We start from the raw sequence: 23,181 nt of genomic DNA, 5'->3' as shown, positions 1-23,181 counted from the left end.
CCCACAGATTATTTGACAAAGGTTGTCCAGATATAATCCTGATTTTTTCCTTTCAGCGTCATTTTCAACTGCTCACCTGACTGTAGTGCCGCGACACCTGCAGGCGTACCTGTCATGACCACATCACCCGCTTCAAGACTAAACACTTGGCTAATATCTGCCAACAAAGTACCCACATCAAAAATCAGCAATGCAGTATCACCGTTCTGACGCAGTTCATCATTGACATGCAAGGTGTAATGCACATTTTTCCAATCTTGAACCACCTCTTGGACATCGACCCAATCCGCAAGGATACAAGAACCATCATAAGCTTTGGCACGTTCCCACGGCTGACCTTTTTTCTTTAAGTCATCTTGTAGATCACGCAAAGTCAGATCTAGGCCCAAAGTCAAAGCTCCAACTGCTTCTAAGGCTTTGAGAGGATCAGTTTCAGCCGATAAAGGACGATCAATACGTAAACTTAATTCGCATTCATAGTGACAACTGCCCCATGCAGGATTCCATGAGATGCCTTGGTCTAATGCGGTTAATGCACTTGGCGGCTTCATAAAAAGTACAGGACGGTCAGGAATTGCATTGCCTAATTCTTTGGCATGATCTGCATAACTACGACCGACGCAAACAATTTTAGATGGACGTGACTGCATACTACTCCCTCTTTTGTTATGAATAGATTGTCTTAGTGCTGAAAAGTATTGGTAAAAATCGCTTGGTCCGCAGTATTTTTAAATGCACTTTTCGGCACAATAATCACGGTTTTATTTTTCAGTTCAAGCATATAGGTCAATTTGCCTTCAGCAAAATTTGCCACTTCAGCATAATGAAAGACATTCTTACGACCATTGGCATGAATTTCTGCATAGTCTTGAAATAAATCAATACCTTGTTCACTTTTGCCTAATTGGTATTTTACAAACTGGCGTTTAAACATCATCGGTAAAAACCAATAACGCATGATGCCTTGAAGGAGTAAAAAGAAAGCACCCAGACCAACATAGTAGGCACCGACACCATTTACACCTAAGTAAAAACCCCAGATGATAATCCCAAGGCTAATGGCTGGCGTTAAAAAACGCGTAAATTGCTTTTTGCCAAAAGTTGCTAGTGCAAAACCATCCTGTGATTCTTCTAGATTTAAAAAATAGCGCAGCGATAATGCAGGTAGATTTTCAGACATAAGCGTATGAATATTTAAAAATGAATTGCGCTAAATACTACACCACAATTCAAACTTGCTTCATGCTTTTTAATGGTCGGTTGTAACACTTCACTACTTCCCTTCCATCTAGAAATACGTTAAAAACAGCAACAAATAAAAGATTGCATACGCAGGATGTGACATGCAGATAACAAAAATAATTATGGTGCTGATGTTTTTGACTGGACTGAGCATATCGACCAGTTGGGCCAAATTCGTTCAATGGCAACCCCAGATCCCCAGTAGTTTGGACTTGTTTAATGGCAATGCCAAAGCCTTGGCAAATCTTGCCGGTGATCACATCGTGATTTTTGCACATCCTTCACAGCAAATTAGTCTACCCACGATGAAAGCAGGTAAAAAAGTCATTGGTAAATTTCAAAGTGCCGCCGTGGTTGTCCCAACCAACAGCAAAAATGTGGCGAGATTACTCAGTAATTATCCAAACTACGCCGGCTTATTTCCCACGCTAAAATCTGCTGAGGTTTTGCAACAGCAAGGTTCAACCAGCCAAGTTGAATACCGCATCCATATCCCGACACCTATTCCGGTTTTAAACTTTAAAGAAACCGTGGTGATGCAGCACCAAATTGATCACAACAGCATTAATAGTTTGGTTCTACAAGCACCGGTGCCCTTTGGTGCAGGGAAAATTGAATGGTTTGAGATCGATGCACAACACACCTTGATTAGTGTGACCCAATGGGGCGATTTAAATCAGCCCAAAGGTTTTTTGTTTTGCAAAATATTAAATGCCTTACCCGATGCCAAATTAGGGATTCCTGCGGGAACCAATGGTTTTTTACTCGAATCATTACAGCGCCGATTTAAAGCCTTTAGTAGTGAAACTCTCGCTGCAAATCAATTGCCTGAACTCAAATTAAATGCCTCTCAACTCGACAAAGTCACCCAATTAAGTCAAAGCTCGAAAGAACCTGTGTCCTTTATTTTGGCAGCGCAGCGCGTTCCCTTTGGGCAAAATTATGAATTGATGCGCTTTAGCACCAGTTTTCAATATTATGCACAAGAGCCTTCGAGCTTACAGCGCTGGATTAATGTGTCTTCGTTCAAGCACTTATTTCCAAGACAAGTTAAACATATGCAAGTGCAGAAAATTAATCCGCACCTCATGGATGCCGACTATAAAATTTCGGTGGGTTTAGGTGTGATCAATATTCCATTTGATTTTAAAATGCGTTTTAACTATCCCGACTTACTGCAAAATCAATATACCGCAACCGGTGGAGACCTAAAGTTTGTCCGAGGTGCAATGCATATTCGCCCCTTACAACAAGGTTCGTTATTACAATTGACCAGTGCGATGAAGATTGATGACAAAGCGCCTTTTTTACTTCGTGCTATGCGCAGTATGCCGTATCACGACATGCTGCCGGCTTTAGGCGGCAATACAGTCTTTGCACTCAAAGTTAAACAGAAGTTAAATTAGAACCTTAATTGATAAGCTGAATTTATTGGTTTTAGCTATATTTCAGACACAAAAAAACCGCAACATGTGCGGTTTTTTCAATCTTGATCAAGTTGGTGCGCTCAGAGAGATTCGAACTCCCGACCCCTTAGTTCGTAGCCAAGTGCTCTATCCAGCTGAGCTATGAGCGCGACGTCTTGATGAGGCTCATTATACGTGATTTTTATTTTTTGTTAAGAGCTTTTTCATATAAATTTAACCAAACGCACAGCAAATAAACAATTACCCTTTAAACACGCTAAAAATCAGCCAGATTTACTTTTTTAATGGCTTTTTCATCACAAGTTTGGAATTTAAACTTAGCAATACTCATGTATAAATGCTCAAGATAGATAACAAATCTATCGCCATCATTGAATCGCGGCTTTAACTCACTCAATTCTTTTTTAAACTTAGATTTAAAAAAATTGCATCACTATGAATATCTGAAAAAAGGGTTATCTATAGAAGATAAGCAAAATTGAAATTTACTGATGGGTAGTTTTATGAAATAGAACGCTTAATAGAATCCAAAAAAAAGACGGCAATATCAAAGCGATAAATCACAAGCACAAAAAAACCGCAACATGTGCGGTAATTTTTTCAAGTTGGTGCGCTCAGAGAGATTCGAACTCCCGACCCCTTAGTTCGTAGCCAAGTGCTCTATCCAGCTGAGCTATGAGCGCATTACTTGTGTGCCAATTTAGGCGATACGTTACTGTTCGGTTTACTTATTGGTGCGCTCAGAGAGATTCGAACTCCCGACCCCTTAGTTCGTAGCCAAGTGCTCTATCCAGCTGAGCTATGAGCGCGACATAAGTAAATCGTGGCGGTGAGAGAGGGATTCGAACCCTCGATACAGTTGCCCGTATGCATCCTTAGCAGGGATGTGGTTTCAGCCACTCACCCATCTCACCGTAACGTGCCGCCATAATACAAAGATCATGATACGACTGCAAGCACAGTCGTTATATTTTTTTCATTTTTTTACTCAATTAGATATTTTTTAAACGATTTTCAAAAAATTAGTGCAAAATTAGTTCAGCACACACTGCTGTCCCCTACATTTCAGCTTTAAACATTATAAAATATCGGCATAAAACACTTTATTGCAATCAATTGCGTGCAGTATCTGCTTGCATGACTTATGCTAATCCTAATCTTCTGATTTGAAGCCAAATACATTATGAAAAACTGGGTCGACCCTGAAGCAAAAGCTGAAGCCGAACGTTATGACAATCCAATTCCAAGCCGTACTCTGATTCAAGAGACGATTGAACAACTGAAAACTGCAATGTCGCATGCCGATCTTGTAGAACATTTTGAAATTGCCGATCAAAAAAGTATTGATGCACTGAGTCATCGTCTGATTGCGATGGTTCGAGATGGTCAGTTGATGAAAGACGGATTTAAGTTCCAGCTTGCAGCTGAGCAACCGACTCATGAAGCAACGGTTTATATCAACTCAAAAGGTTTAGGCACAGCCAATATTAGTGGTGAAGATGACCTCTTACTTCCTGAACGTGAGTTGCGTCAAGTGTTTAATGGTGACCGTGTTAAAGTCCGCCAAACGTCGATAGACCGTAAAGGCAAAGCATGGGGCTTTATTACTGAAGTTCTACAGCATCGTGTCAAAGAAATTATCGGTAAAGTGTCTGAATATGAAGGTGAATATTTTATTCAGCCGGCAAATCCCAATGCACACCAACCGATTACGTTAGAAAGAGAATTAATCGAGCATGCCAAAGTCAAACTCGGCGACTCTGTGCGTATTGCGATTGACAGCTACCCAACCAAAGAGGAATTTGCGACAGGTCATATTGTTCAGTCGATGGCTGATAAAGCAGACACTGAAATTATTATTCCACAAACCATTTTAGAATTTGGTTTACCTTACGAATTCCCTGAAGCGGTACAACAAGAAGCCGACAGCTTTAAAGAGCCATCAGAACAAGACCGTGAAGGTCGTGTCGACTTACGTGATTTAGCGCTTGTCACCATTGATGGTGAAGATGCCCGCGACTTCGATGATGCCGTGTATGCGGAAAAACGTCCGGGTGGTGGTTATCGTGTTGTGGTGGCAATTGCCGATGTCAGCCATTATGTACGTCCGGGTAAACCGCTGGATGACGAAGCTCAAGAGCGCGGTACATCGGTGTACTTCCCTCATTTTGTATTGCCGATGTTGCCTGAGGCGCTGTCGAATGGTTTATGTTCTTTGAACCCACACGTAGACCGTTTATGTATGGTCTGTGATTTAAACTTATCTCGCGCGGGTCGTGTCACTAAGTTTGAGTTCTATCCGGGTGTAATGCATTCAAAAGCTCGTTTGACCTATACTCAAGTGGCCGAATATTTTGAGGGTAATAGTCAAGCCATTCCTGAAGACCGTGATGTACGTAAATCGGTCAATACCTTATTCCAATTGTATCAAGTGTTGAAAGGCTTACGTGCTGAACGCCACGCGATGGAATTTGAAACCGTTGAAACTTATATGACCTTTGATGAGCTAGGCGGTATTAACGAAATCCTACCGCGCAGCCGTAATGATGCACATAAGCTAATTGAAGAATGTATGTTGTTGGCAAACGTCGCAGCGGCAGAATATGCATTAAAAAATGAAATTCCAATGCTGTACCGTGTGCATGAGCCACCTGAGTTTTCACGCATTCAAAAGGTTCGTGATTTTGTGAAATTATTGGGGCTGCCATTCCCTGAACAGCCGACTCAAGCTGACTATCAAGCCGTGATTGATGCCACCAAAGACCGTATTGATGCTCCAAGTATTCATGCCGTTTTACTCCGTTCAATGATGCAAGCTTATTATGGCGCGAACAATGCAGGTCACTTTGGCTTGGCTTATGAAGCGTATACGCATTTCACATCTCCAATCCGTCGTTATCCAGACTTGTTACTTCACCGTGCCATCAAAGCACAATTGAAGAAAAAGCCTTACCCAATTTCTGGTGCTTCGCTGGATGATGCAGGTGAACACTTCTCTGCGACCGAGCGCCGTGCAGATGAAGCTTCACGTTCTGTCACTACATGGTTGAAGTGCCATTACATGCAGCAGCATTTGGGTGAAGAGTTTGTCGGCACTATCAGTGCGACTGCTGAATTTGGTCTGTTTGTAACGCTCAAAGACTTATATGTTGATGGCATGATCCACGTCAGCCAATTGGGTGATGACTTCTTTGTCTATGACCAACCGAGTCAGAGCTTAATTGGTCAATCTCGAGGTCAAGTTTTCAGTCTCGGCGATGAAGTAAAAATTAAAGTCGCTGGTGTAAATCTAGAAGAGCGCAAAATCGACTTTGAATTGATTCAACAATTGAGCCATGCAGGTCGGGCTATTCGAGCGCGTGCCCCTCGTGTTGCAAAGCCTACAGCCAAAGAAGAAGTCTTTTCAGAACGTAAAACCAACGCTGCTGAAGATGGAGAACAGCCCATACGACGCAAAAAATCGAAATCTAAGCCCAGTTCATTCGGTAAAAAGCCTGCTAAAAAATCTGCAAGCAAATCTGAAGCGAAGGCTAAAGATAAAGTGAAGAAAAAATCCAAACCGAAAAAGAAAAAATCCAATGCAAAATCATCTGCGGATTAAGGTTTAAATCAAGAGCGCTTCGGCGCTCTTTTTCATTTAATATATCTCTATAAAAATAAACCACTTAAAAATCATGACATCACAGAAAATTACTAAATACTATTACCATGAATATGTAATATGCTTAGTCTTTGTACTTAGTATTTCAGCACTGATTGCTCTCTTTTTTATAGACTTCACCCCAACAAATCAAGTCAAAATCACAGCCTTCATTGTTGCAACGTTGATTTATTTGGCTGTTTTGATCTACTTTTATGTTCTGCATAGATACGGACAATGGATCATTCCACGTACATGGACAAATGTACAAAAAAAGCCAAAATTCTATTTTTTACTCCTCTTCCCTATTTTTGTAATTCTGTTTCTTTACTTAAATCTAGTTGTCTATCCTCCTCTGCTTCATACCCTAGTTTTGGGTACACCTACTGTGGTGACATTGGAAGCAAGCGCTGTTAAAAAACATGGTAAAAAAGGAAGTGTCTACTATTCTATTGAAACACCGTATGACTCTACTGGTATGTTTCGAATCAATGTAGATGAATATGAACACTACAAAAATCAAAATCTATTCATAAAATTATCGGTCATTGAGGGGCGCTTTGGCACCTACATCCAAGATATTCAATCTATCCACGGTGAAACAAGAGCGAATAAATAGCACCCAAGGCTTGATTTATCCTTCTAGAAGCCTTACTTCTACAAATAACACAGGAAATAAATCGGCAGACCGACATGACATTAGAAAAGGCAACTTTGCCTGTTCCACAATTTGACCAAATTACCCTTGCAGACTTAAAACAAAAGATTGAACAGAGCATTGCCCAAGGTCAGGCATTTTTAAAAGAATTAACGGATGTACCCGAATCCGTACAAGCACAACTACAAGTACTCGAACACATCGATACCCTTGAAAATAACATGAGTGAAGCTTGGGGCGTGCTGTCGCATCTAAATGCCGTGATGAATAATGCTGAAACTCGTGAACTTTACCAATCTTTACTGCCCGTCCTGAGTGAGTACTATACGCAGCTAGGTCAACATACAGTGTTGTATCAAACGTATCAGCATGTACATGACAACAGTGTTTTCGACACGCTTCCTGCAGCACAGCAAAGCGCGATTAAACTTGCGTTACGAGATTTTAAACTTTCAGGCGTAGCCTTAGAAGGTGAACCCAAAAAACGCTATGCAGAAATATCTGCACGACTTTCACAGTTATCATCAGACTTTTCCAATCACGTATTGGATGCCACCCAAGCCTACTTCAAACCTTTAACTGAAGCGCAGCTCAAAGGACTACCTCAAGGCAGTATTGAACTTCTGAAACAATATGGTCAGCAACGCGAACTCGAACAGGCTGTAGCCACACTCGACTTCCCGTCTTATATTGCCATTATGACCTATGCAGAAGACCGCGAAGTGCGTGAAGCGCTCTATAAAGCCTATACCACACGTGCTTCTGATCAGGCAGACTCTGCTGAATTTGACAATACAGCAGTCATGGAAGAAATCTTGAAGCTACGTCAGGAAATGGCAAGCCTGCTTGGTTTTAACAACTACGCCGAATTGTCCTTGGCAAGCAAAATGGCACCCGATGTAGCAACTGTAGATCAGTTCCTGATAGAACTGGCAGAACATGCGCGTGCACCAGCAGAGAAAGAAATCGCTGAACTGAAAGCCATTGCAGCGCAAGACGGTATCACTGAGTTACAACCGTGGGATGCCACTTTCTATTCAGAAAAACTCAAAGTTCAACAGTTTAATTTGTCACAAGAAGACCTGAAGCCCTATTTCCCTGCACCTAAAATTATTCAAGGCTTGTTCAGCATTGTAAATCGTCTCTATGGCATCAATGTAATCGAGCGTGAAGCGCCTGTTTGGCATCCTGATGCACGTTATTTTGAACTTGAAGATCAAGGCAGCGTGATTGGCGGTTTTTACTTTGACCTGTATGCACGAAGCGGTAAACGTGGCGGCGCATGGATGAGCGGCTTCCGTTCACGCATGCAAACTGAAAATGGTCTGCAAAAACCAATTTGCTACATGGTCTGCAACTTTACCCCACCTGTCGGTGAGCAAGCTGCTTTACTTACCCATGATGAAGTAACGACGCTGTTCCACGAATTTGGTCATGGCTTACATCACATGCTCACTGAAGTCGATAATATTGCTGTGGCTGGTACCCATGGCGTGGCGTGGGATGCGGTAGAGTTGCCAAGTCAATTCATGGAATTTTGGACTTGGGATCAAGAAAGTTTAGATTTGCTCAGTGAACATGTTGAATCAAAACAAACCTTACCAGCCGATCTGTTAAAAGCACTACAAGATGCACGTTTCTTCCAGTCTGGGATGCAAACGTTACGTCAAATTGAATTTGCCATGTTTGACTTAAATATCCATAAGGCCAACCCTGCTTTGGACGCTGCAGGCATCCAACACACCTTAGATGATATTCGTCAAAAATATGCGGTTGCACCAACCACTCCGTACAACCGTTTCCAACATGGTTTCAGTCATATCTTCGCAGGTGGTTACGCTGCTGGTTATTATTCATACAAATGGGCAGAGGTTTTGGCAAGTGATGCCTTCGACCGATTCGAAAATGAAGGAATTTTTAATACTTCGACTGGCAAGTCGTTTAGACAATTTATTCTAGCAGTTGGCGGAAAAGATACGGCACTTGACGCATTTATCAATTTCCGCGGACGCGAGCCAAAAATAGATGCTTTGCTGCGTCATCAAGGTTGGACGAACGCATCTAAAAACGCTTAAACTAGGGACCTTAGTTAGATTCAAGGTAAGTATGATGACCATTAAACGACGCTTCATTGCAGGTGCAAAATGTCCAAAATGCCAAGCGATGGACCGGGTTGTCATGCTGACCTCTGGCGAAGACGAATGGATCGAATGCATTGATTGTGGTTACAGTGAAAATCGACCGACTCATGTCGATCAACCTGAACAACCTGCCGTGCCAGACGATATCGGTGTGATCCAATTTAAGCCACGTCAGCCTAAATAAAAATTAAGGTCAAGCAATGACAGAAGATCAAAGACATAATCCAAAATTGTTAGTTGGAATCATTGGGGGCTTAACGTTATTGATTGCTATCTTTTTTGCATATCAATGGTTAAGCAGCAGTACAGCAGATAAATCTGCACTTCAAGAAGAACTGGTCGCTGCACCGGCTAAGCCGCCTGTTGCAACCCCTGTCCAATCTGAGACTGAAGCATCAGTCCCTACCGCAGAGACTGAAACCATTAAATTGGTCGAAGAAGACATTTTAGATGCAGCTGTGCCTGAAAATGCCTCTTTAGCCAAAGAGGAAATTGCCAAATTAGATGACATTCAACAACAATTGAATGATCAGGAGCAAAGTTTAAAACAGCAGCATTCAGATGCAGATGAGCTGATTAAACTGAAAGAAGAACAAATTAAATTACTCGAAGCACAGTTAGCACAACAAGCAAAATAACCGACTTCTGCTACACCATGCGTACTTATAGGCTAGAATATCATCAGATATTCTAGCTTTTTTGTTATGTCCACTACTACACCACCACAAAATATCCCCAAAGCAATTGGCTTTCTCATGCTGTCAGCGCTGCTTTTTTCCATCATGGGGGTTTGTATACGCTACGCCTCCCATACAGTAGATAATGCCACCATCGTATTTTTTCGCAATGCGGTTGGCTTATTCATCTTTCTCCCTTTGATCCTACAAAAAGGCAGCACGTTTTTTCGAACTGAAAAACTGTGGATGCATACCTGGCGTTCAATCGTAGGCTTGGTGGCAATGTATGGCTTTTTTTATGCCATCGCACACTTAAAACTCTCCAATGCCATGGTCTTCACCTATTCCTCGCCGATCTTCATCCCATTAATTGCATGGTTATTTTTAAAAGAAAAAATAACCCTGAGTATGCTCATTGCCGCCGTCATTGGTTTAATCGGCGTGCTCTTCGTCGCAAAGCCCGATGCAGGAATGTTCAATCAGTTATCACTCATCGGACTAACCGCAAGCTTCTTGGCAGCCATGGCATTTGTCACTGTCCGTGCCCTTACTGCAACTGAACCACCTGAACGCATCGTGTTTTATTTCTGCTTTATTGGCACGCTCATATCGATGATCCCGATGCTCTGGCTCTGGCGTCCTTATAGTTTAAAGGAGTTAGCTTTTCTGATTACAGCGGGACTTTTGGCCAATATCAGTCAAATTTTTATGTCCAATGCTTATAAGCTTGCACCCGCAGGTCAAATTGGTCCCGTAAACTATATAGCGATTATTTTTGCCGGTATTTGGGGCTTTACACTGTGGCAAGAATTGCCAGATATTTACAGCCTATTCGGCTTTGCTTTTATATTTTTAGCGATTTTGCTATGTAGTCCGTTCCTACAAAATAAGTTTAAAAAGTCATAAAGATCTCATTCATTTACCATCAAATGCACAGCCCCTTATTCAATAAAAAAGCACCCGAAGGTGCTTTTTTAATGCTTCAAAATTAATTTATTGATACCAACCAAACAGCTTAAAGAAATACGGCAGATACGCAATAATCAACATTGCAGGGAACAGCACAATCAGCGGCAAAATCCAACGTTCATAACGGTAATAAAACGACAAGTGACGAACTTCAGCATCCGCTTCATTGACTTCAGCATCCCCTATCGACTGTCGGGCCAAGAGGTGGTTCAATGCAACTGGAGGCGTAACATAACCTAGCTCAAAACCAATGAGTGTAATCATCCAAAAATGCACAGGATGAATACCGTATTGATAGGCTACAGGAGCAATAGTTGCAGAAATTAAAATGACTGCGCCAAACGGATCCATAATCATACCCACAAAGACCATCAATCCGACAATCAATGTGATAACCAAAAAAGTACTGCTGATATCAGTTGGGAATAAACTCATGACTTCAGTACGCTCTAGCAATCCACCAACGCTTACCGAAAGCGCCATCAAAATAACCAAAGCACCGATATGTCCAACGGTTTCACTGGTCGAAATATGCATCGACTTCCAAAAACCAACTTGACGTAGAATCTGCATAGAGCTGGATTGAGCCACTGTATGATTCGCAGCCTGCCCATCATCTGTGCTATTACCATGTAATCCTTCACGGTATTCTGCATGTGCAACCTGTGCGCCGGCTAAAGCAGGTTCAGCATTCGCACTATAATTTGCTGTTAGTGTTTCATCCCAATGCCCAACTGCTGACAATGGTGCTGGCTGATGACGTAATTTATCCACTAAAACGATCATCAGCAGAATAACAGGCATCATGACTGGTGCAGTAAATTCATTTAAATCTGTATTCAATAAATATTTATAGAACATCCAAATCAGCACGAAAATCACAATATAAGGAATAACGGCTAAGAAGGCACGTCCTGACTGCGGCGCTGCCACATTGGCTTGAGCAATACGGAACTTATGTTCTGCAAAAAATAACGACACAATTAAAAACATCGTAGATGTCAGCAAGAACGTATAAATACCATATTGATAAAGCAGATCCGTGGTCACTTCTTTATTTAGCGATGCAACAACCACAATCAATAAGCATGGACGTAAAACCACCCCAAGCGAACCGGACATTGCTGTTGCAGCCAAGGCAAATTGACGGCGTCCGCCAGCGTTCCACACTTCCTTATAAATAATCGCGCCTGCCGCAATGACAAAGATCCCCGATGCTCCAGTATAGGCTGTAGGCAATGCTGCTGCGATTAAAATCAGCCATGTTAAAGTCTCAGGAGCTAAGTTCCATGGGCGTAAAATATTCAAGAATAAATCTACGACACGGGTTTGCTTCAACAACATACCCGCCCAAATGAATAACGCTAGATTCAGGAAAATACTTGAAAACTCGACCAATTGCCCTAAATAGATGCCTTGCCCCATCGGGTAGTCCATAAAGAAGATAAAGGCGATACCTGTAATCAACGCCATATACGCATATAAAGGCACGCTTAGGAACGCGAAACTAAGACTACCGCCCTCTTTGGCATCTTTTGGCGGACTAAACAATTGCAAAACACTGATCAATGTCAGGATTGAGAACAGCGTCATCCACATCCAATAAATCAGTTCAGTTTCGGTGGTCATTGGAACTCCCGAATTTTTCACTGAATTGAATTGGCTGATACTTGAGTAGGTTAACAGTCCATTACCGAAGCTCATCATCAGGCTATAAACACGATAATCCTTCTTGGTTGCAGGACCGCGTAGACCAATATGATGAATTTTCAATGTCGCACTAATCGCAGCTATAACCACCATAAAAATCAACAAAATGGCGCGATTTTCAGTACCAAATTTAAAGATACCGAAGAAGCTTGTTTCAAAATTACGATAGGCGCGAATACTCGGATGCTTCTCCATATGTTGCATGGCTTTATCATAAAATTGATACTTTTCTTCACACTGCTGCACACTCGCTAAAATAGACGAACGAACGTCATTCTCAGATGCCGTACCAAAAAAATCAGCAAACTCATCTGCTGCATTGGCTTGCATTTGAGTTTTCACCAACGCATCGACATTCGGGTTACGGTCACATTCAGGCTTGGTCGGTTCTGCACGTAAAAATGAATACTGCATCCCAATGCTTTCATTACCATACAAACGCTCACCAGTACGCAGAAGCTGACCATGAATCATCTCCCCTGTACCGATAATCAATGTAAGCAGAAGCAAGATCAACACGACTAGAGTCGAAATCCATTCTGTCCAGACATACCTTAACAGCCCGACGATGCCGGATCTGTTTTGTGCATCATTTTGCATGAGTCTTCCTATTTTTTATTTTGGAGCCTAGCGGAGCCAAGCATCCTTTTCCTTAGCGGCTCGAGAAGTTCCTTTCCCTGACCTAACTGTTTTATTATTACGTTTAAATTTGCATCAATATTCAAAACATTAAAATGACAATATGTATTTTCTTTTCGGTTTTTTTTTGTCAACCCAATCACCTAAAGTGCGCTAGCGATCCCAGAAATAATTACCAATAAGATAAAACACGGCGATGACAATGCCCCAAATCACCCCCAATAAATGGGCTTCGACTAAAACGGGGCTTCCTATTAATTCTGCCGTTCCGGTATTCCCCATGGTATTTTCCCACACCAATTTTGCCAAAATCAGCAAGAGAACAAAGGCTGCAAAATTTCGCTCCCGTTTATACATTAAATGTACGCAAGCGACCGCAACATAGGCGCCATGCAAGACACCAGATAATCCTGCATAGGCTTCAATATCGGAAAGGAAAAAATAGAAACTCAGACTGATTAAAGGGGATAAAATCAATAAGATGGCAACAAAGTGCCATATTGAAACTCTTGGAAAAATAAACGGTAAGCAGATAAAGGCCAACATATTTAAAGCAAAATGAATCCAACCGACGTGAACCCAATGGGCAGTCCATAAGCGCCAAAAGTCATGAAATAAATCATCTTGCCAGTAGATAAAATAATCTTTAAATACCTGTAGCGAGGCACAGATCGAAACGAATACGGCAAGAAAGACAATTTTCGGTATTAAAAATTGTAGTTTCATTTTCGCTCCTCCTGTACCTCACTTTTAAACGCTATTGCAAAGATTAATTTGCAGCTGTGCCACTGGTTTCAATATCACCACTAAACAAATCATCGAGTTCAGAACTATTGGCACTTTCATCCCAGAAATGTTCCATACCATCATCAGCCGTACGAACGCCTGTATGTTCAGTCCAATAACGATCTGAAATCCCTTTCACCATGCTTTCAGCCATGCTATCGATGAGCTTAAATTGTGGATTAACAGGTTTCTCATCGCTACGCGCTTGTGCAAAGGTACGTAAGGCATCACGGATTTTCGCATCATCGCCACTGGCTTGTGCAGCAACCGCATATAAAGCATGTGACAGTCTCACACCCTTTTGCTCACCAATTTGCGTAGATTGTTTCAATGTTTGGTATGGATCAGGTTTTCCATCTCCAGCACCCGGTAATAACGTCCAGATCACAGCGCGGGTTGCATTTGGTGCGCCCCAGAATTTTTCATTATTCAGACACACCATACCGCGTTCAACAATCGCAGCAATGTCTTTTGGAACGTTTACCGCCCCACCTGAGTTAATATCATTGGTCATGGCCTGTAAGCCACTTAACATTCCCAACATATACACTGTTTGGTCAATGTCGCTGTTCATTTTTGGACAGCCTTCACCTAGACTTTTCTTATACTTCTTTTCAAAACGATCTTGAAATAATTGATAGCCGGTATATTGACGCTGTGCAGCAAGTGCCGCCCAACGCTTTTGCTCAACACGAGCATCCTGTGCTTCGGATACTTGGTTAGCTTTAGATGCACGTAAATAGCGTAACTCTGCATCCAAGGCTTTTTGTTCTGCACAAATCCCTGCTGCTGAATACATCAACACAGCCACACGTGTTGGGTCTGCGCCCATATCTTTGGTGGCCATAATGGCTGGAGTTAATGAATTACCTGAATTACACACCATTTCAGCATCTTCCATGGCTAAAATTGGTGGCACAATATGTTTTTCGGTAAATCCGAGTGCAACATTAGCACCGGTTTTTACAACCTGCGAACAACCCGCGAATAATGTACTTGTTATTGCTACAACTGCCACACCCTGGCATATTTTTTGGACGCTCGACATTTTCCTGTCCTCTATAATTGTGTTTATGTCCATCACGACAAACATATCAGAAGCAAAAAATGAATAAAAGAGTATTTGCTCTAATTTGAACGACACACTGTGCCATGAATCACGCTGAATGCAATTGACTGATTTTTTACAAAGACTAAATTTTAGGCAAAAAAAAGTAGCATAGCGACGGTTCGGCACATGCTACTTATTAACTGTGAAAGCGTTTGACTGCTTATTTTTGAGTTAACTGTTCCTTCAGCACTGTTCCTAGTCGTCCTATAACAATTGCTAACACAATCGCTATTACCAGAAACATCCAAGTTGGCATCATCATGATGATTTCCCTTAACGGCTGTTGGTAAGGCTAATATATAGGCAGAGAATCACCGCACAGCTTAAAATTGTCAGACAATTTAAATATTTTGCCAATAAATTTCAATCCTGTCAGACAAGATTATTTTACCCACAATATAAGATAATGAAATATTTGCATTTTATTGAATTTTAAAAATAAAGGCTGTCTAACAATTAGATCATTTTGGCCAATACTTTGAGTGATTTCCACTGTTTCAATGACAATTGATCGCGCCAAATAATCACTGGTTTTGCACGTGCATGCATAAAATACACCACAATATACATTTGATGATCCAAAATATGGCTTATTTGAACGCGTTGCACCGGGCGGTTGAGTCGTTGCAAAGACCAATCAGTTCCATCCAAATAATCTAGACTGGTGACGTGTAAATGCTTACGGAAAAACAGAACATAAACCACCAGTCCAATGAGGAAAAATATCCCCCAAAGCATGGGTGTTAGTAACTGATAAAGCAGCGTCATCAATACCGCAAAAATAAAAAACTGAAACGCATGCGATAAAAAACTGCGTTTCAGTTTGAATTGCCGATTATCCATGAACGTAATGTTTTAATTTTTGAATAAACGTTTTTAATTCAGGACGTGGCGGTTCACTAACTTCCATAAACCAATCCAACAAATCTGGATCTTCTGCAGCAACGAGTTCTGCAAACATGTCTTTTTCAGCTGCATCGGCTTGTAAATAGTAATTTTTGACGTAGGGATCAAAATAAACATCAATCTCTTTTAAACCACGACGTGCACGGTAGATCACTTTACGCTCTTCTAAGCTGATTTCATCAGTCATTGTCTTCCCCAATCGTTGAACCCGTCTAGTGTAACTCATCCACCCCATTGAAGTGGAGTGTTTTCACAGATTGACCGAATGCTTCATCGCATTCCCTGCTTTTGAATGTTCTGCACATTGCAGTCACTCGCTGCATCTTATAAGTTGAGACAAAGCCATAAAAATGAATAGGATATTCAAAATGCAATCTGGAGCGATTCGCCCACTCAACAACATGCTGCCACGTCAATTATTTAATGCAGAACATGATGCATTTCGTGAAACAGTACGAAAATTTTATGAAAAAGAAGTTGTGCCCAATATCGAAAAGTATGAAAAACAACAACATGTAGACCGTGACTTATGGAATAAAGCCGGTGCCATGGGCTTGCTTTGCCCGACCATGCCCGAAGCTTATGGCGGCTATGGTGTAGACCGACTCTATAGCATGATTCTGATTGAAGAGCAGGCCTATGCTATGGACTCCTCTACCGGCTTTTCACTGCACTCCGACATCGTGGCCAATTATATTCATAACTTTGGCAATGAAGAACAAAAGCTGCATTGGCTGCCGAAAATGGCTTCTGGCGAAACCGTGACTGCCATTGCAATGACCGAACCGGGCACAGGTTCAGACCTACAAGCGGTACGCACAACCGCTACAGAAGATGGCGATGACTATATTATTAATGGGTCAAAAATCTTTATCACCAATGGCTATTTATGTGACATGGCAATTGTGGTCTGCAAGACAGGTAATAGTGAAAAAGGTTCAGCTAATTTATCGCTAATTATCGTCGAGGCAGATCGCGTCGGTTTTAGCAAAGGCAAACCTTTAAATAAAATTGGCATGAAAGGTCAGGATACCTGTGAACTGTTCTTTGACAATGTCCGCGTCCCTAAAAGCAACTTACTTGGCATGCAAGGTATGGGCTTTATGATGCTGATGAAGGAATTGGCTTGGGAACGTATGTTGGTCGCGATTATTTGCCAAGCCGGTGCAGAAGCAGCCTTTGCGCACACTGTTCAATACACCAAAGAGCGTAAGGCATTTGGCAAGACCGTATCTAGTTTCCAAAACACCCGTTTTAAATTGGCAGAGCTACGCACTGAAATCGATTTTTGTCGAACTTATCTAGACCGATGTATGGAGCTGCAACTTGAGGAACAGCTCGGTATTGACGCAGCCGCAGCTGCTAAATACAAAATTTCAGAAATGTTCTCCAAAGTCGTGGATGAATGTCTGCAGTTGCATGGCGGCTATGGCTATATGCTTGAATATCCAATTGCACGGGCTTATATTGACAATCGAGCCAATCGTATTTATGCCGGTACCAATGAAATTATGAAAGAGCTGATTTCCCGCTCTTTATAACAAATAAGCCCATCAGATGATGGGCTTTTTTCATTCTTTCGATATCAACTTAAATCATTCACAAAATCACAGATTAATGCAGCGACCAATGCGGGTTGCTCTTTGTGCGGCATGTGATGAAGCCCTTCCAAAATCTCTAGCTCTGCATCAGCTTTTATACCCGAAAAAAGTTTCTGAGCTTGTGCTGTCGTCCCGTATTCATCCAGTTCTCCATGGATGATCAAGCTTGGACACTGTACTTTTCCAACATAATCTTCGAGGTTCCATTGACGGAAACTTGGTGAAAGCCAAGTTTCCGTCCAAGCATCCAAAACCCATTGGGCTTTATCCCCATGGTATTTAGCCAAGCGTTCAAGCTGTCCCGGCTGCGCAAAACCTGTTTTGGCTTCACGTATACCCGATAATGTCAGTTCTTCCACTTCATACTGCGCAGCTATGGTAATCAGACCATGACATTGTTCTTGATATTCAGTTGCAATGACGACTGACATTCCCCCGCCAACACTATGCCCCATCACGATAAACTGTTGAATGGAATAATGTTGAAGAAGTGCCTTAAAGCCCTGCCGCGCTTCAGCATAGACAAAATCTGTACTTAATAGATGAGGATTCGCTGACGATCGGCCAAAACCCAATCGATCATAGGCAATCACCGTTCTGCCAGACTCAGCAGCCAATTGCGCAGGAAAATCACGCCATAAATCCACACTCCCCAGTGAATCATGCATCAATATAATCGGGGCCAAAGTTGCATCTTTATCTGCTGTTTCAGGCTGCCAAGCTTTGGTATATAGCTCATAATCATTTAATTTTATAAATTCTGAATGTTCTTGATTCTTCACATTAACCCTGTGTGTTTTTCCTTGTTTTCAACATCATATATTTTTCAACAAATAAAGCGCATCAAATAAAACCCTAAAGTCACACATCTAAAGCAAAAAAAGGAGCATGATGCTCCTTTTTTATGTAACTGACTTAAGAAACTAATCTGGGTTTAGCCGCTAGTTGATCTGACTTTTTTTCAAATTTCAGCACTCCATCTTCAAATGAAGCATGCTTTAATTCTTTACGATCTGCCAAATAGTTGTTACTGACTTTCCACGGTGCATGTTTACCCTGTTTTGGCATCACATCCGCTGCACGTGCAATATAGCCTGACGTCAAACTTCCCATCACCGTATCTTCTAACAACTCGGTCGCATCACCTTGTGGAATCACTTGGTTATAACCATTTTGATCCATATAGTTAATCAATTTACAGATGTATTCAGAAGCAATATCGACTTTTAAAGTCCATGAAGCATTAATATAGCCAATAATCATCGCCATATTTGGTACATCACTGACCATCACGCCACGGTACAACATATGCTTAGAGGTATTCAGTGGCTGTCCATCGATTGTGGCACTGATCCCGCCTAGAATTTGAATGTTGAGTCCTGTAGCTGAAATCACCACGTCCGCTTCTAAATGTTTACCTGATTTTAATTGAATGCCATTTTCAGTAAAACTTTCAATTTGATCGGTTTCAACAGATGCACGGCCTTCGCGTAAAATTTTAAACAAATCACCATCTGGCACCACACAAAGGCGCTGATCCCAAGGATTGTAATCTGGGGTAAAGTGCTTCATATCCACTTTACCTTTTAACTGCAACTCAATTGATTTTAATAAAAATTTACGGAGTAATTTAGGTTGCTTTTGTGCAACAGCATAAACAGCCCGTTGGACACCGATATTTCGTGCACGGGTCAGTTTATAAGCAACATCTTCAGGCAATACTTTACGCATCTTGTCATAAATGATGTCAATAGAAGGTACTGAGGCAATATAGGTTGGAGAACGCTGTAGCATGGTCACATGCCCTGCACCGCCTTTTGCCATAGCTGGCACAAGGGTAATTGCTGTTGCGCCACTACCAATAATCACCACTTTTTTACCTGCGTAATTAAAATTTTCAGGCCAATGTTGTGGATGAATGAAGGTACCTTTAAAGTTTTCCTGCCCTTTAAACTCAGGTTGGAAACCTTGGTCATAATTATAATAACCCGTACAGCCAAAGACGAAATTTGCAACCCAGGTTTGTTGTTTCTTCTTCGCATCTTCAATAACAACAGACCATTTACGAGTTTGTGAATCGTAGTTCGCACTCACAACACGGTGCTGAAAATGAATTTTTTCTTTGATCTTATATTCATCAATCACTTCAGAAAGATAGCCTTTAATCGAAGACCCATCAGCAAGCACACTAGATTTTTTCCACGGCTTAAAATTGAAGCCAAAAGTTGACATATCCGAATCAGAACGAATACCCGGATATTTAAAAAGATCCCATGTACCACCGAAACTTTCACGTCGTTCAATAATTTCAAATGAACGATTTGGACAATTTTTTGAAAGATGAGCAGCCAAACCTACACCAGAGATCCCTGCACCTACAATGAGAATATCAACTTGTTTTTCCATGTTGTTCTTTTAACCTATCTTAGATTTATATTTATTAAATCACATTTTTGACAATGCACAATGTCAAGTTTAAGCAAAAGGCGATTTATTTTTATCTTTTAAGGACAAATTGAATTATTGTCTAACAATATACAGCCAATACAAAACTGCAGGCATTAAAAAAGGTCGGTTAAAAACCGACCTTTTTTAGAACAACGTACGCTGCTCTTCACGAAATTAGTTAACTTCGCGATCTACTAGCTCAACGTAAGCCATCGGTGCAGCATCACCTGCACGGAAGCCCGCTTTAAGAACACGTAGATAACCGCCGTTACGTTCTTTGTAACGAGGGCCAAGAACGGTAAATAATTTACCAACAGTTGCAGCTGAACGAGTACGAGCAAACGCTAAACGACGGTTTGCTACAGAATCGACTTTAGCTAAAGTGATTAAAGGCTCAGCAACACGACGTAATTCTTTTGCTTTAGGAACAGTAGTTTTAATTAACTCGTGTTCGAACAAAGAATTAGCCATGTTTTGGAACATCGCTTTACGATGACTGCTTGTACGGCCTAATTTCACACCACTATTACGATGACGCATGGTGATAGTCCTACTTAATTAACGGCTACGATAAGCAAAGCGATCGTCCATGCGGAGGCTAGCCGGTGGCCAGTTCTCTAAACGCATGCCCAATTGCAAGCCTTTCGATGCCAGAACATCTTTAATCTCAGTCAACGATTTTTTACCTAAGTTAGGAGTTTTAAGCAACTCAACTTCAGTACGTTGAACAAGATCGCCAATGTAGTAAATATTTTCTGCTTTCAAACAGTTAGCAGAACGAACAGTAAGCTCTAGATCATCTACTGGACGAAGCAAAATCGGATCAACTTCTTCACGAGGCTCTTGAGCAACTGGTGCTTGATCTTTCTGAAGATCAACAAAAATTGCAATTTGTTGTTGCAAGATTGTTGCCGCTTTGCGGATTGCTTCTTCAGGATCAACAGTACCGTTGGTTTCAAGATCAATGATCAGTTTATCAAGGTCAGTACGTTGTTCTACACGAGCGTTTTCCACTGTATAAGACACACGTTTGATTGGGCTGTAAGAAGCATCTAATTGTAAACGACCCACTGGGCGAGTTTCGCCTTCAGGGAAGCGTGAATCAGAAGTCTCATAACCACGACCTTGAGAAACTTTCAGGCGCATTTTTAATGAGCCAGAAGCACTTAAAGTACCGATCAAATGTTCAGGGTTAACCACTTCAACATTGTGTGGTAAACGAAGGTCAGCGGCTGTAACGTCGCCAGGACCTTGTTTTTCCAATGTCAGATAAGCTTCATTTTGATCGAACAGCTTAATAGACAATCCTTTTAGGTTCAGCAAGAGCTCGACGATGTCCTGCTGCAAGCCTTCCAAAGTACTGTACTCGTGCTCGACACCTTCAATCTCTACTTCAACCACGGCTGCGCCAGGTAAAGAAGACAAAAGGATACGACGTAAAGCATTACCAAGAGTATGACCAAAGCCACGCTCTAATGGTTCTAGAATAACTTTTGCCGAGGTCCCGCTTGCCGCTTCGACCTTGATCGCTTGCGGAGTTAGAAACTCATTTGCAGTACGCGTCATTATTGCTACCTCAAGGATTATTTAGAATACAATTCTACAATCAAGCTTTCGTTGATTTCAGCAGGTAAATCAGAACGATCTGGTGCAACTTTGAACGTACCTTCCAATTTAGAATGATCAATTTCAATCCAAGCTGGAATGCCACGTTGAGTCGCTAACTCAACTGCGTTTTTGATACGCAATTGTTGTTTAGCACCTTCGTGAACTGCAACAACGTCACCAGCTTTAACTTGGATAGACGCGATGTTAACACGACGACCATTTAAAGTGATTGAACGGTGAGATACAAGCTGACGAGCTTCTGCACGTGTAGAACCAAAACCCATGCGATAAACAACGTTATCTAGACGGCTTTCAAGAAGTTTCAACAAGTTTTCACCTGTTGCGCCTTTAACACGAGCAGCTTCTTTGTAGTAGTTACTAAATTGACGCTCTAAAACACCGTACATACGACGTACTTTTTGTTTTTCACGTAATTGTAGTGAGTACTCAGATTGTTTGCCGCCACGAGCGCCACCATGTTGGCCAGGTGCTTTAGCAGCTTTTTTTGTTTTGACGTCAAATGGTTTAACGCCAGATTTTAATTGCAGGTCTGTCCCTTCGCGGCGAGAGAGTTTGCATTTTGGACCAATATAACGAGCCATGAATGTTTCTCCTTACACGCGACGTTTTTTAGGTGGACGGCAACCGTTGTGCGGGATTGGCGTCACATCGGTAATGCTGTTAATTTTATAACCCACTGCACCTAAAGCACGAACCGCAGATTCACGACCTGGACCAGGACCTTTTACAAGGACGTCCAAGTTTTTCAAACCGTAATCTAAAGCAGCTTTACCAGCAACTTCAGCAGCTACCTGAGCAGCAAACGGAGTTGATTTACGTGATCCACGGAAGCCTTGTCCACCAGAGGTAGCCCAAGCCAGTGCATTACCTTGACGATCGGTAATAGTCACAATGGTGTTATTAAAAGAAGCGTGAATGTGTGCAACACCTTCAGAGACGGTACGAGTGACCTTCTTGCGTGTGCGAGTATCTTTAGCCATCTTTTAGCTTCCAGAAATCTTATTTCTTAATAGGTTTGCGCGGACCTTTACGGGTACGTGCGTTAGTTTTGGTGCGTTGACCACGGACAGGCAAGCTGCGACGATGACGAAGACCGCGGTAGCAGCCTAAATCCATTAAACGTTTAATGTTCATGGAAATTTCGCGACGTAAATCACCTTCGGTAGGAACCTTAGTAACTTCTGCACGAATCGCATCAAGCTGAGCGTCATCTAATTCACGAATTTTAGTTGTTGGTGCAATACCAGCAGCAGCTAAGATAGCTTTTGCAGTGTGGCGACCAATACCAAAAATGTACGTTAGAGAGATAACAGCATGCTTGTTATCCGGAATGTTTACACCGGCAATACGAGCCATTCAATTTTCTCCAAAAAGGCAGTTAAGATAATCAACCGCCCGACAAAATCTTTGAGGGGCGGATAATAACCTAATTAGCCTACTGAAATCAACAGGTCTTGATCAGATTAACCTTGACGCTGCTTATGACGAGGTTCTGCGCTGCAAATTACGCGAATAACCCCATTACGACGGATAACTTTACAGCTACCACAAATTTTCTTTACAGAAGCTTGAACTTTCATAATGAAACCTCTAAGTG

The 23,181-nt window shown here is 41.7% G+C and carries 23 protein-coding genes and 4 tRNA genes; 8 read left to right on the top strand and 19 right to left on the bottom strand.

The genetic code is table 11. The features are described 5' to 3' along the window. Positions 1 to 8: 8 nt before the first annotated feature. Both FTU77_RS13255 and FTU77_RS13250 read right to left on the bottom strand, forming a co-directional pair. Positions 9 to 650 (bottom strand): fumarylacetoacetate hydrolase family protein, encoded by a 642-nt coding sequence (locus FTU77_RS13255; protein WP_180055992.1) that lies wholly within the window; start codon positions 648 to 650, stop codon positions 9 to 11. A 32-nt stretch (positions 651 to 682) separates the two neighbouring features. Next, a complete protein-coding gene (locus tag FTU77_RS13250) occupies positions 683 to 1,180 on the bottom strand; it encodes a YcxB family protein (protein WP_111885932.1) in 498 nt (165 codons plus the stop codon). 184 nt (positions 1,181 to 1,364) lie between these two features. On the opposite strand from FTU77_RS13250, the gene FTU77_RS13245 reads away from it, so the two are divergent. Continuing rightward, positions 1,365 to 2,648, top strand: a complete 1,284-nt coding sequence (locus FTU77_RS13245) for an SRPBCC family protein (protein ID WP_373685826.1) — start codon at positions 1,365 to 1,367, stop codon at positions 2,646 to 2,648. Between the two features lie 93 nt (positions 2,649 to 2,741). Here FTU77_RS13245 and FTU77_RS13240 read toward each other — a convergent pair. The 4 genes from FTU77_RS13240 to FTU77_RS13225 all read right to left on the bottom strand — a co-directional run bounded on the left by FTU77_RS13240 (position 2,742) and on the right by FTU77_RS13225 (position 3,583). Then, positions 2,742 to 2,818: transfer RNA gene (locus tag FTU77_RS13240), tRNA-Arg, on the bottom strand. A 457-nt stretch (positions 2,819 to 3,275) separates the two neighbouring features. Then, positions 3,276 to 3,352, bottom strand: a tRNA-Arg gene (locus FTU77_RS13235). A gap of 49 nt (positions 3,353 to 3,401) precedes the next feature. Then, positions 3,402 to 3,478: transfer RNA gene (locus FTU77_RS13230), tRNA-Arg, on the bottom strand. A 15-nt stretch (positions 3,479 to 3,493) separates the two neighbouring features. Continuing rightward, a tRNA-Ser gene (locus tag FTU77_RS13225) sits at positions 3,494 to 3,583 on the bottom strand. A 266-nt stretch (positions 3,584 to 3,849) separates the two neighbouring features. On the opposite strand from FTU77_RS13225, the gene rnr reads away from it, so the two are divergent. The 6 genes from rnr to FTU77_RS13195 all read left to right on the top strand — a co-directional run bounded on the left by rnr (position 3,850) and on the right by FTU77_RS13195 (position 10,691). Then, positions 3,850 to 6,270 carry a ribonuclease R gene (rnr, locus tag FTU77_RS13220; RefSeq protein WP_180056002.1) on the top strand — a complete coding sequence of 807 codons (2,421 nt, stop codon included), beginning with the start codon at positions 3,850 to 3,852 and terminating at the stop codon, positions 6,268 to 6,270. Positions 6,271 to 6,343: 73 nt separating this feature from the next. Further along, positions 6,344 to 6,928: a hypothetical protein gene (locus tag FTU77_RS13215; RefSeq protein WP_111885424.1), complete on the top strand. Its 585-nt coding sequence runs from the start codon at positions 6,344 to 6,346 to the stop codon at positions 6,926 to 6,928. Between the two features lie 74 nt (positions 6,929 to 7,002). Beyond that, positions 7,003 to 9,042, top strand: coding sequence for a M3 family metallopeptidase (locus FTU77_RS13210; RefSeq protein WP_180055990.1), 2,040 nt, complete (start codon positions 7,003 to 7,005; stop codon positions 9,040 to 9,042). Between the two features lie 40 nt (positions 9,043 to 9,082). After that, positions 9,083 to 9,292, top strand: a complete 210-nt coding sequence (locus tag FTU77_RS13205) for a YheV family putative zinc ribbon protein (protein ID WP_171256675.1) — start codon at positions 9,083 to 9,085, stop codon at positions 9,290 to 9,292. Positions 9,293 to 9,308: 16 nt separating this feature from the next. Then, complete coding sequence (locus FTU77_RS13200; protein ID WP_180010531.1) at positions 9,309 to 9,746, top strand: hypothetical protein; 438 nt, start codon at positions 9,309 to 9,311, stop codon at positions 9,744 to 9,746. A gap of 66 nt (positions 9,747 to 9,812) precedes the next feature. Continuing rightward, positions 9,813 to 10,691: a DMT family transporter gene (locus tag FTU77_RS13195; RefSeq protein WP_180055989.1), complete on the top strand. Its 879-nt coding sequence runs from the start codon at positions 9,813 to 9,815 to the stop codon at positions 10,689 to 10,691. An 87-nt stretch (positions 10,692 to 10,778) separates the two neighbouring features. Here FTU77_RS13195 and FTU77_RS13190 read toward each other — a convergent pair whose 3' ends face one another. The 5 genes from FTU77_RS13190 to FTU77_RS13170 form a co-directional block, all read right to left on the bottom strand. Continuing rightward, positions 10,779 to 13,064 (bottom strand): TRAP transporter large permease subunit, encoded by a 2,286-nt coding sequence (locus FTU77_RS13190; protein WP_180003463.1) that lies wholly within the window; start codon positions 13,062 to 13,064, stop codon positions 10,779 to 10,781. A 192-nt stretch (positions 13,065 to 13,256) separates the two neighbouring features. After that, positions 13,257 to 13,829: a rhombosortase gene (gene rrtA, locus FTU77_RS13185; protein ID WP_180010529.1), complete on the bottom strand. Its 573-nt coding sequence runs from the start codon at positions 13,827 to 13,829 to the stop codon at positions 13,257 to 13,259. Positions 13,830 to 13,872: 43 nt separating this feature from the next. After that, on the bottom strand, positions 13,873 to 14,937 hold the full coding sequence (locus FTU77_RS13180) for a hypothetical protein (protein WP_180010528.1): 1,065 nt from the start codon (positions 14,935 to 14,937) through the stop codon (positions 13,873 to 13,875). A 519-nt stretch (positions 14,938 to 15,456) separates the two neighbouring features. Next, positions 15,457 to 15,843: a hypothetical protein gene (locus tag FTU77_RS13175; RefSeq protein WP_078189263.1), complete on the bottom strand. Its 387-nt coding sequence runs from the start codon at positions 15,841 to 15,843 to the stop codon at positions 15,457 to 15,459. Continuing rightward, positions 15,836 to 16,093, bottom strand: a complete 258-nt coding sequence (locus FTU77_RS13170; RefSeq protein WP_078189264.1) for a succinate dehydrogenase assembly factor 2 — start codon at positions 16,091 to 16,093, stop codon at positions 15,836 to 15,838. The genes FTU77_RS13175 and FTU77_RS13170 overlap by 8 nt, the downstream gene beginning before the upstream one ends. 181 nt (positions 16,094 to 16,274) lie before the next feature. Here FTU77_RS13170 and FTU77_RS13165 point away from each other — a divergent pair, with 181 nt between their 5' ends. Then, the gene (locus FTU77_RS13165; RefSeq protein ID WP_180055988.1) at positions 16,275 to 17,447 is read left to right on the top strand and encodes an acyl-CoA dehydrogenase family protein; all 1,173 of its coding nucleotides are present in this window, start codon (positions 16,275 to 16,277) and stop codon (positions 17,445 to 17,447) included. Between the two features lie 44 nt (positions 17,448 to 17,491). Here FTU77_RS13165 and FTU77_RS13160 read toward each other — a convergent pair whose 3' ends face one another. The 8 genes from FTU77_RS13160 to rpmJ form a co-directional block, all read right to left on the bottom strand. Next, the gene (locus tag FTU77_RS13160; protein ID WP_373685824.1) at positions 17,492 to 18,289 is read right to left on the bottom strand and encodes an alpha/beta fold hydrolase; all 798 of its coding nucleotides are present in this window, start codon (positions 18,287 to 18,289) and stop codon (positions 17,492 to 17,494) included. A gap of 133 nt (positions 18,290 to 18,422) precedes the next feature. After that, complete coding sequence (locus FTU77_RS13155; RefSeq protein WP_180055987.1) at positions 18,423 to 19,913, bottom strand: NAD(P)/FAD-dependent oxidoreductase; 1,491 nt, start codon at positions 19,911 to 19,913, stop codon at positions 18,423 to 18,425. Positions 19,914 to 20,129: 216 nt separating this feature from the next. Further along, positions 20,130 to 20,495, bottom strand: a complete 366-nt coding sequence (rplQ, locus tag FTU77_RS13150) for a 50S ribosomal protein L17 (protein ID WP_005012953.1) — start codon at positions 20,493 to 20,495, stop codon at positions 20,130 to 20,132. 18 nt (positions 20,496 to 20,513) lie between these two features. Further along, a complete protein-coding gene (locus tag FTU77_RS13145) occupies positions 20,514 to 21,521 on the bottom strand; it encodes a DNA-directed RNA polymerase subunit alpha (RefSeq protein ID WP_004650465.1) in 1,008 nt (335 codons plus the stop codon). 17 nt (positions 21,522 to 21,538) lie between these two features. Further along, positions 21,539 to 22,165 (bottom strand): 30S ribosomal protein S4, encoded by a 627-nt coding sequence (gene rpsD / locus FTU77_RS13140; RefSeq protein WP_180055986.1) that lies wholly within the window; start codon positions 22,163 to 22,165, stop codon positions 21,539 to 21,541. A gap of 12 nt (positions 22,166 to 22,177) precedes the next feature. Continuing rightward, positions 22,178 to 22,564 carry a 30S ribosomal protein S11 gene (gene rpsK, locus FTU77_RS13135; RefSeq protein WP_001040166.1) on the bottom strand — a complete coding sequence of 129 codons (387 nt, stop codon included), beginning with the start codon at positions 22,562 to 22,564 and terminating at the stop codon, positions 22,178 to 22,180. 19 nt (positions 22,565 to 22,583) lie between these two features. Beyond that, complete coding sequence (rpsM, locus tag FTU77_RS13130) at positions 22,584 to 22,940, bottom strand: 30S ribosomal protein S13 (protein WP_078189269.1); 357 nt, start codon at positions 22,938 to 22,940, stop codon at positions 22,584 to 22,586. 107 nt (positions 22,941 to 23,047) lie between these two features. After that, positions 23,048 to 23,164 carry a 50S ribosomal protein L36 gene (gene rpmJ / locus FTU77_RS13125; RefSeq protein WP_000867907.1) on the bottom strand — a complete coding sequence of 39 codons (117 nt, stop codon included), beginning with the start codon at positions 23,162 to 23,164 and terminating at the stop codon, positions 23,048 to 23,050. Positions 23,165 to 23,181: the final 17 nt, after the last annotated feature.

This window comes from Acinetobacter sp. YH12142, from assembly GCF_013418435.1.
In the GTDB taxonomy this organism is placed as follows: Bacteria; Pseudomonadota; Gammaproteobacteria; order Pseudomonadales; family Moraxellaceae; genus Acinetobacter; species Acinetobacter amyesii.
This window is presented reverse-complemented; position numbering and strand designations above follow the sequence as displayed.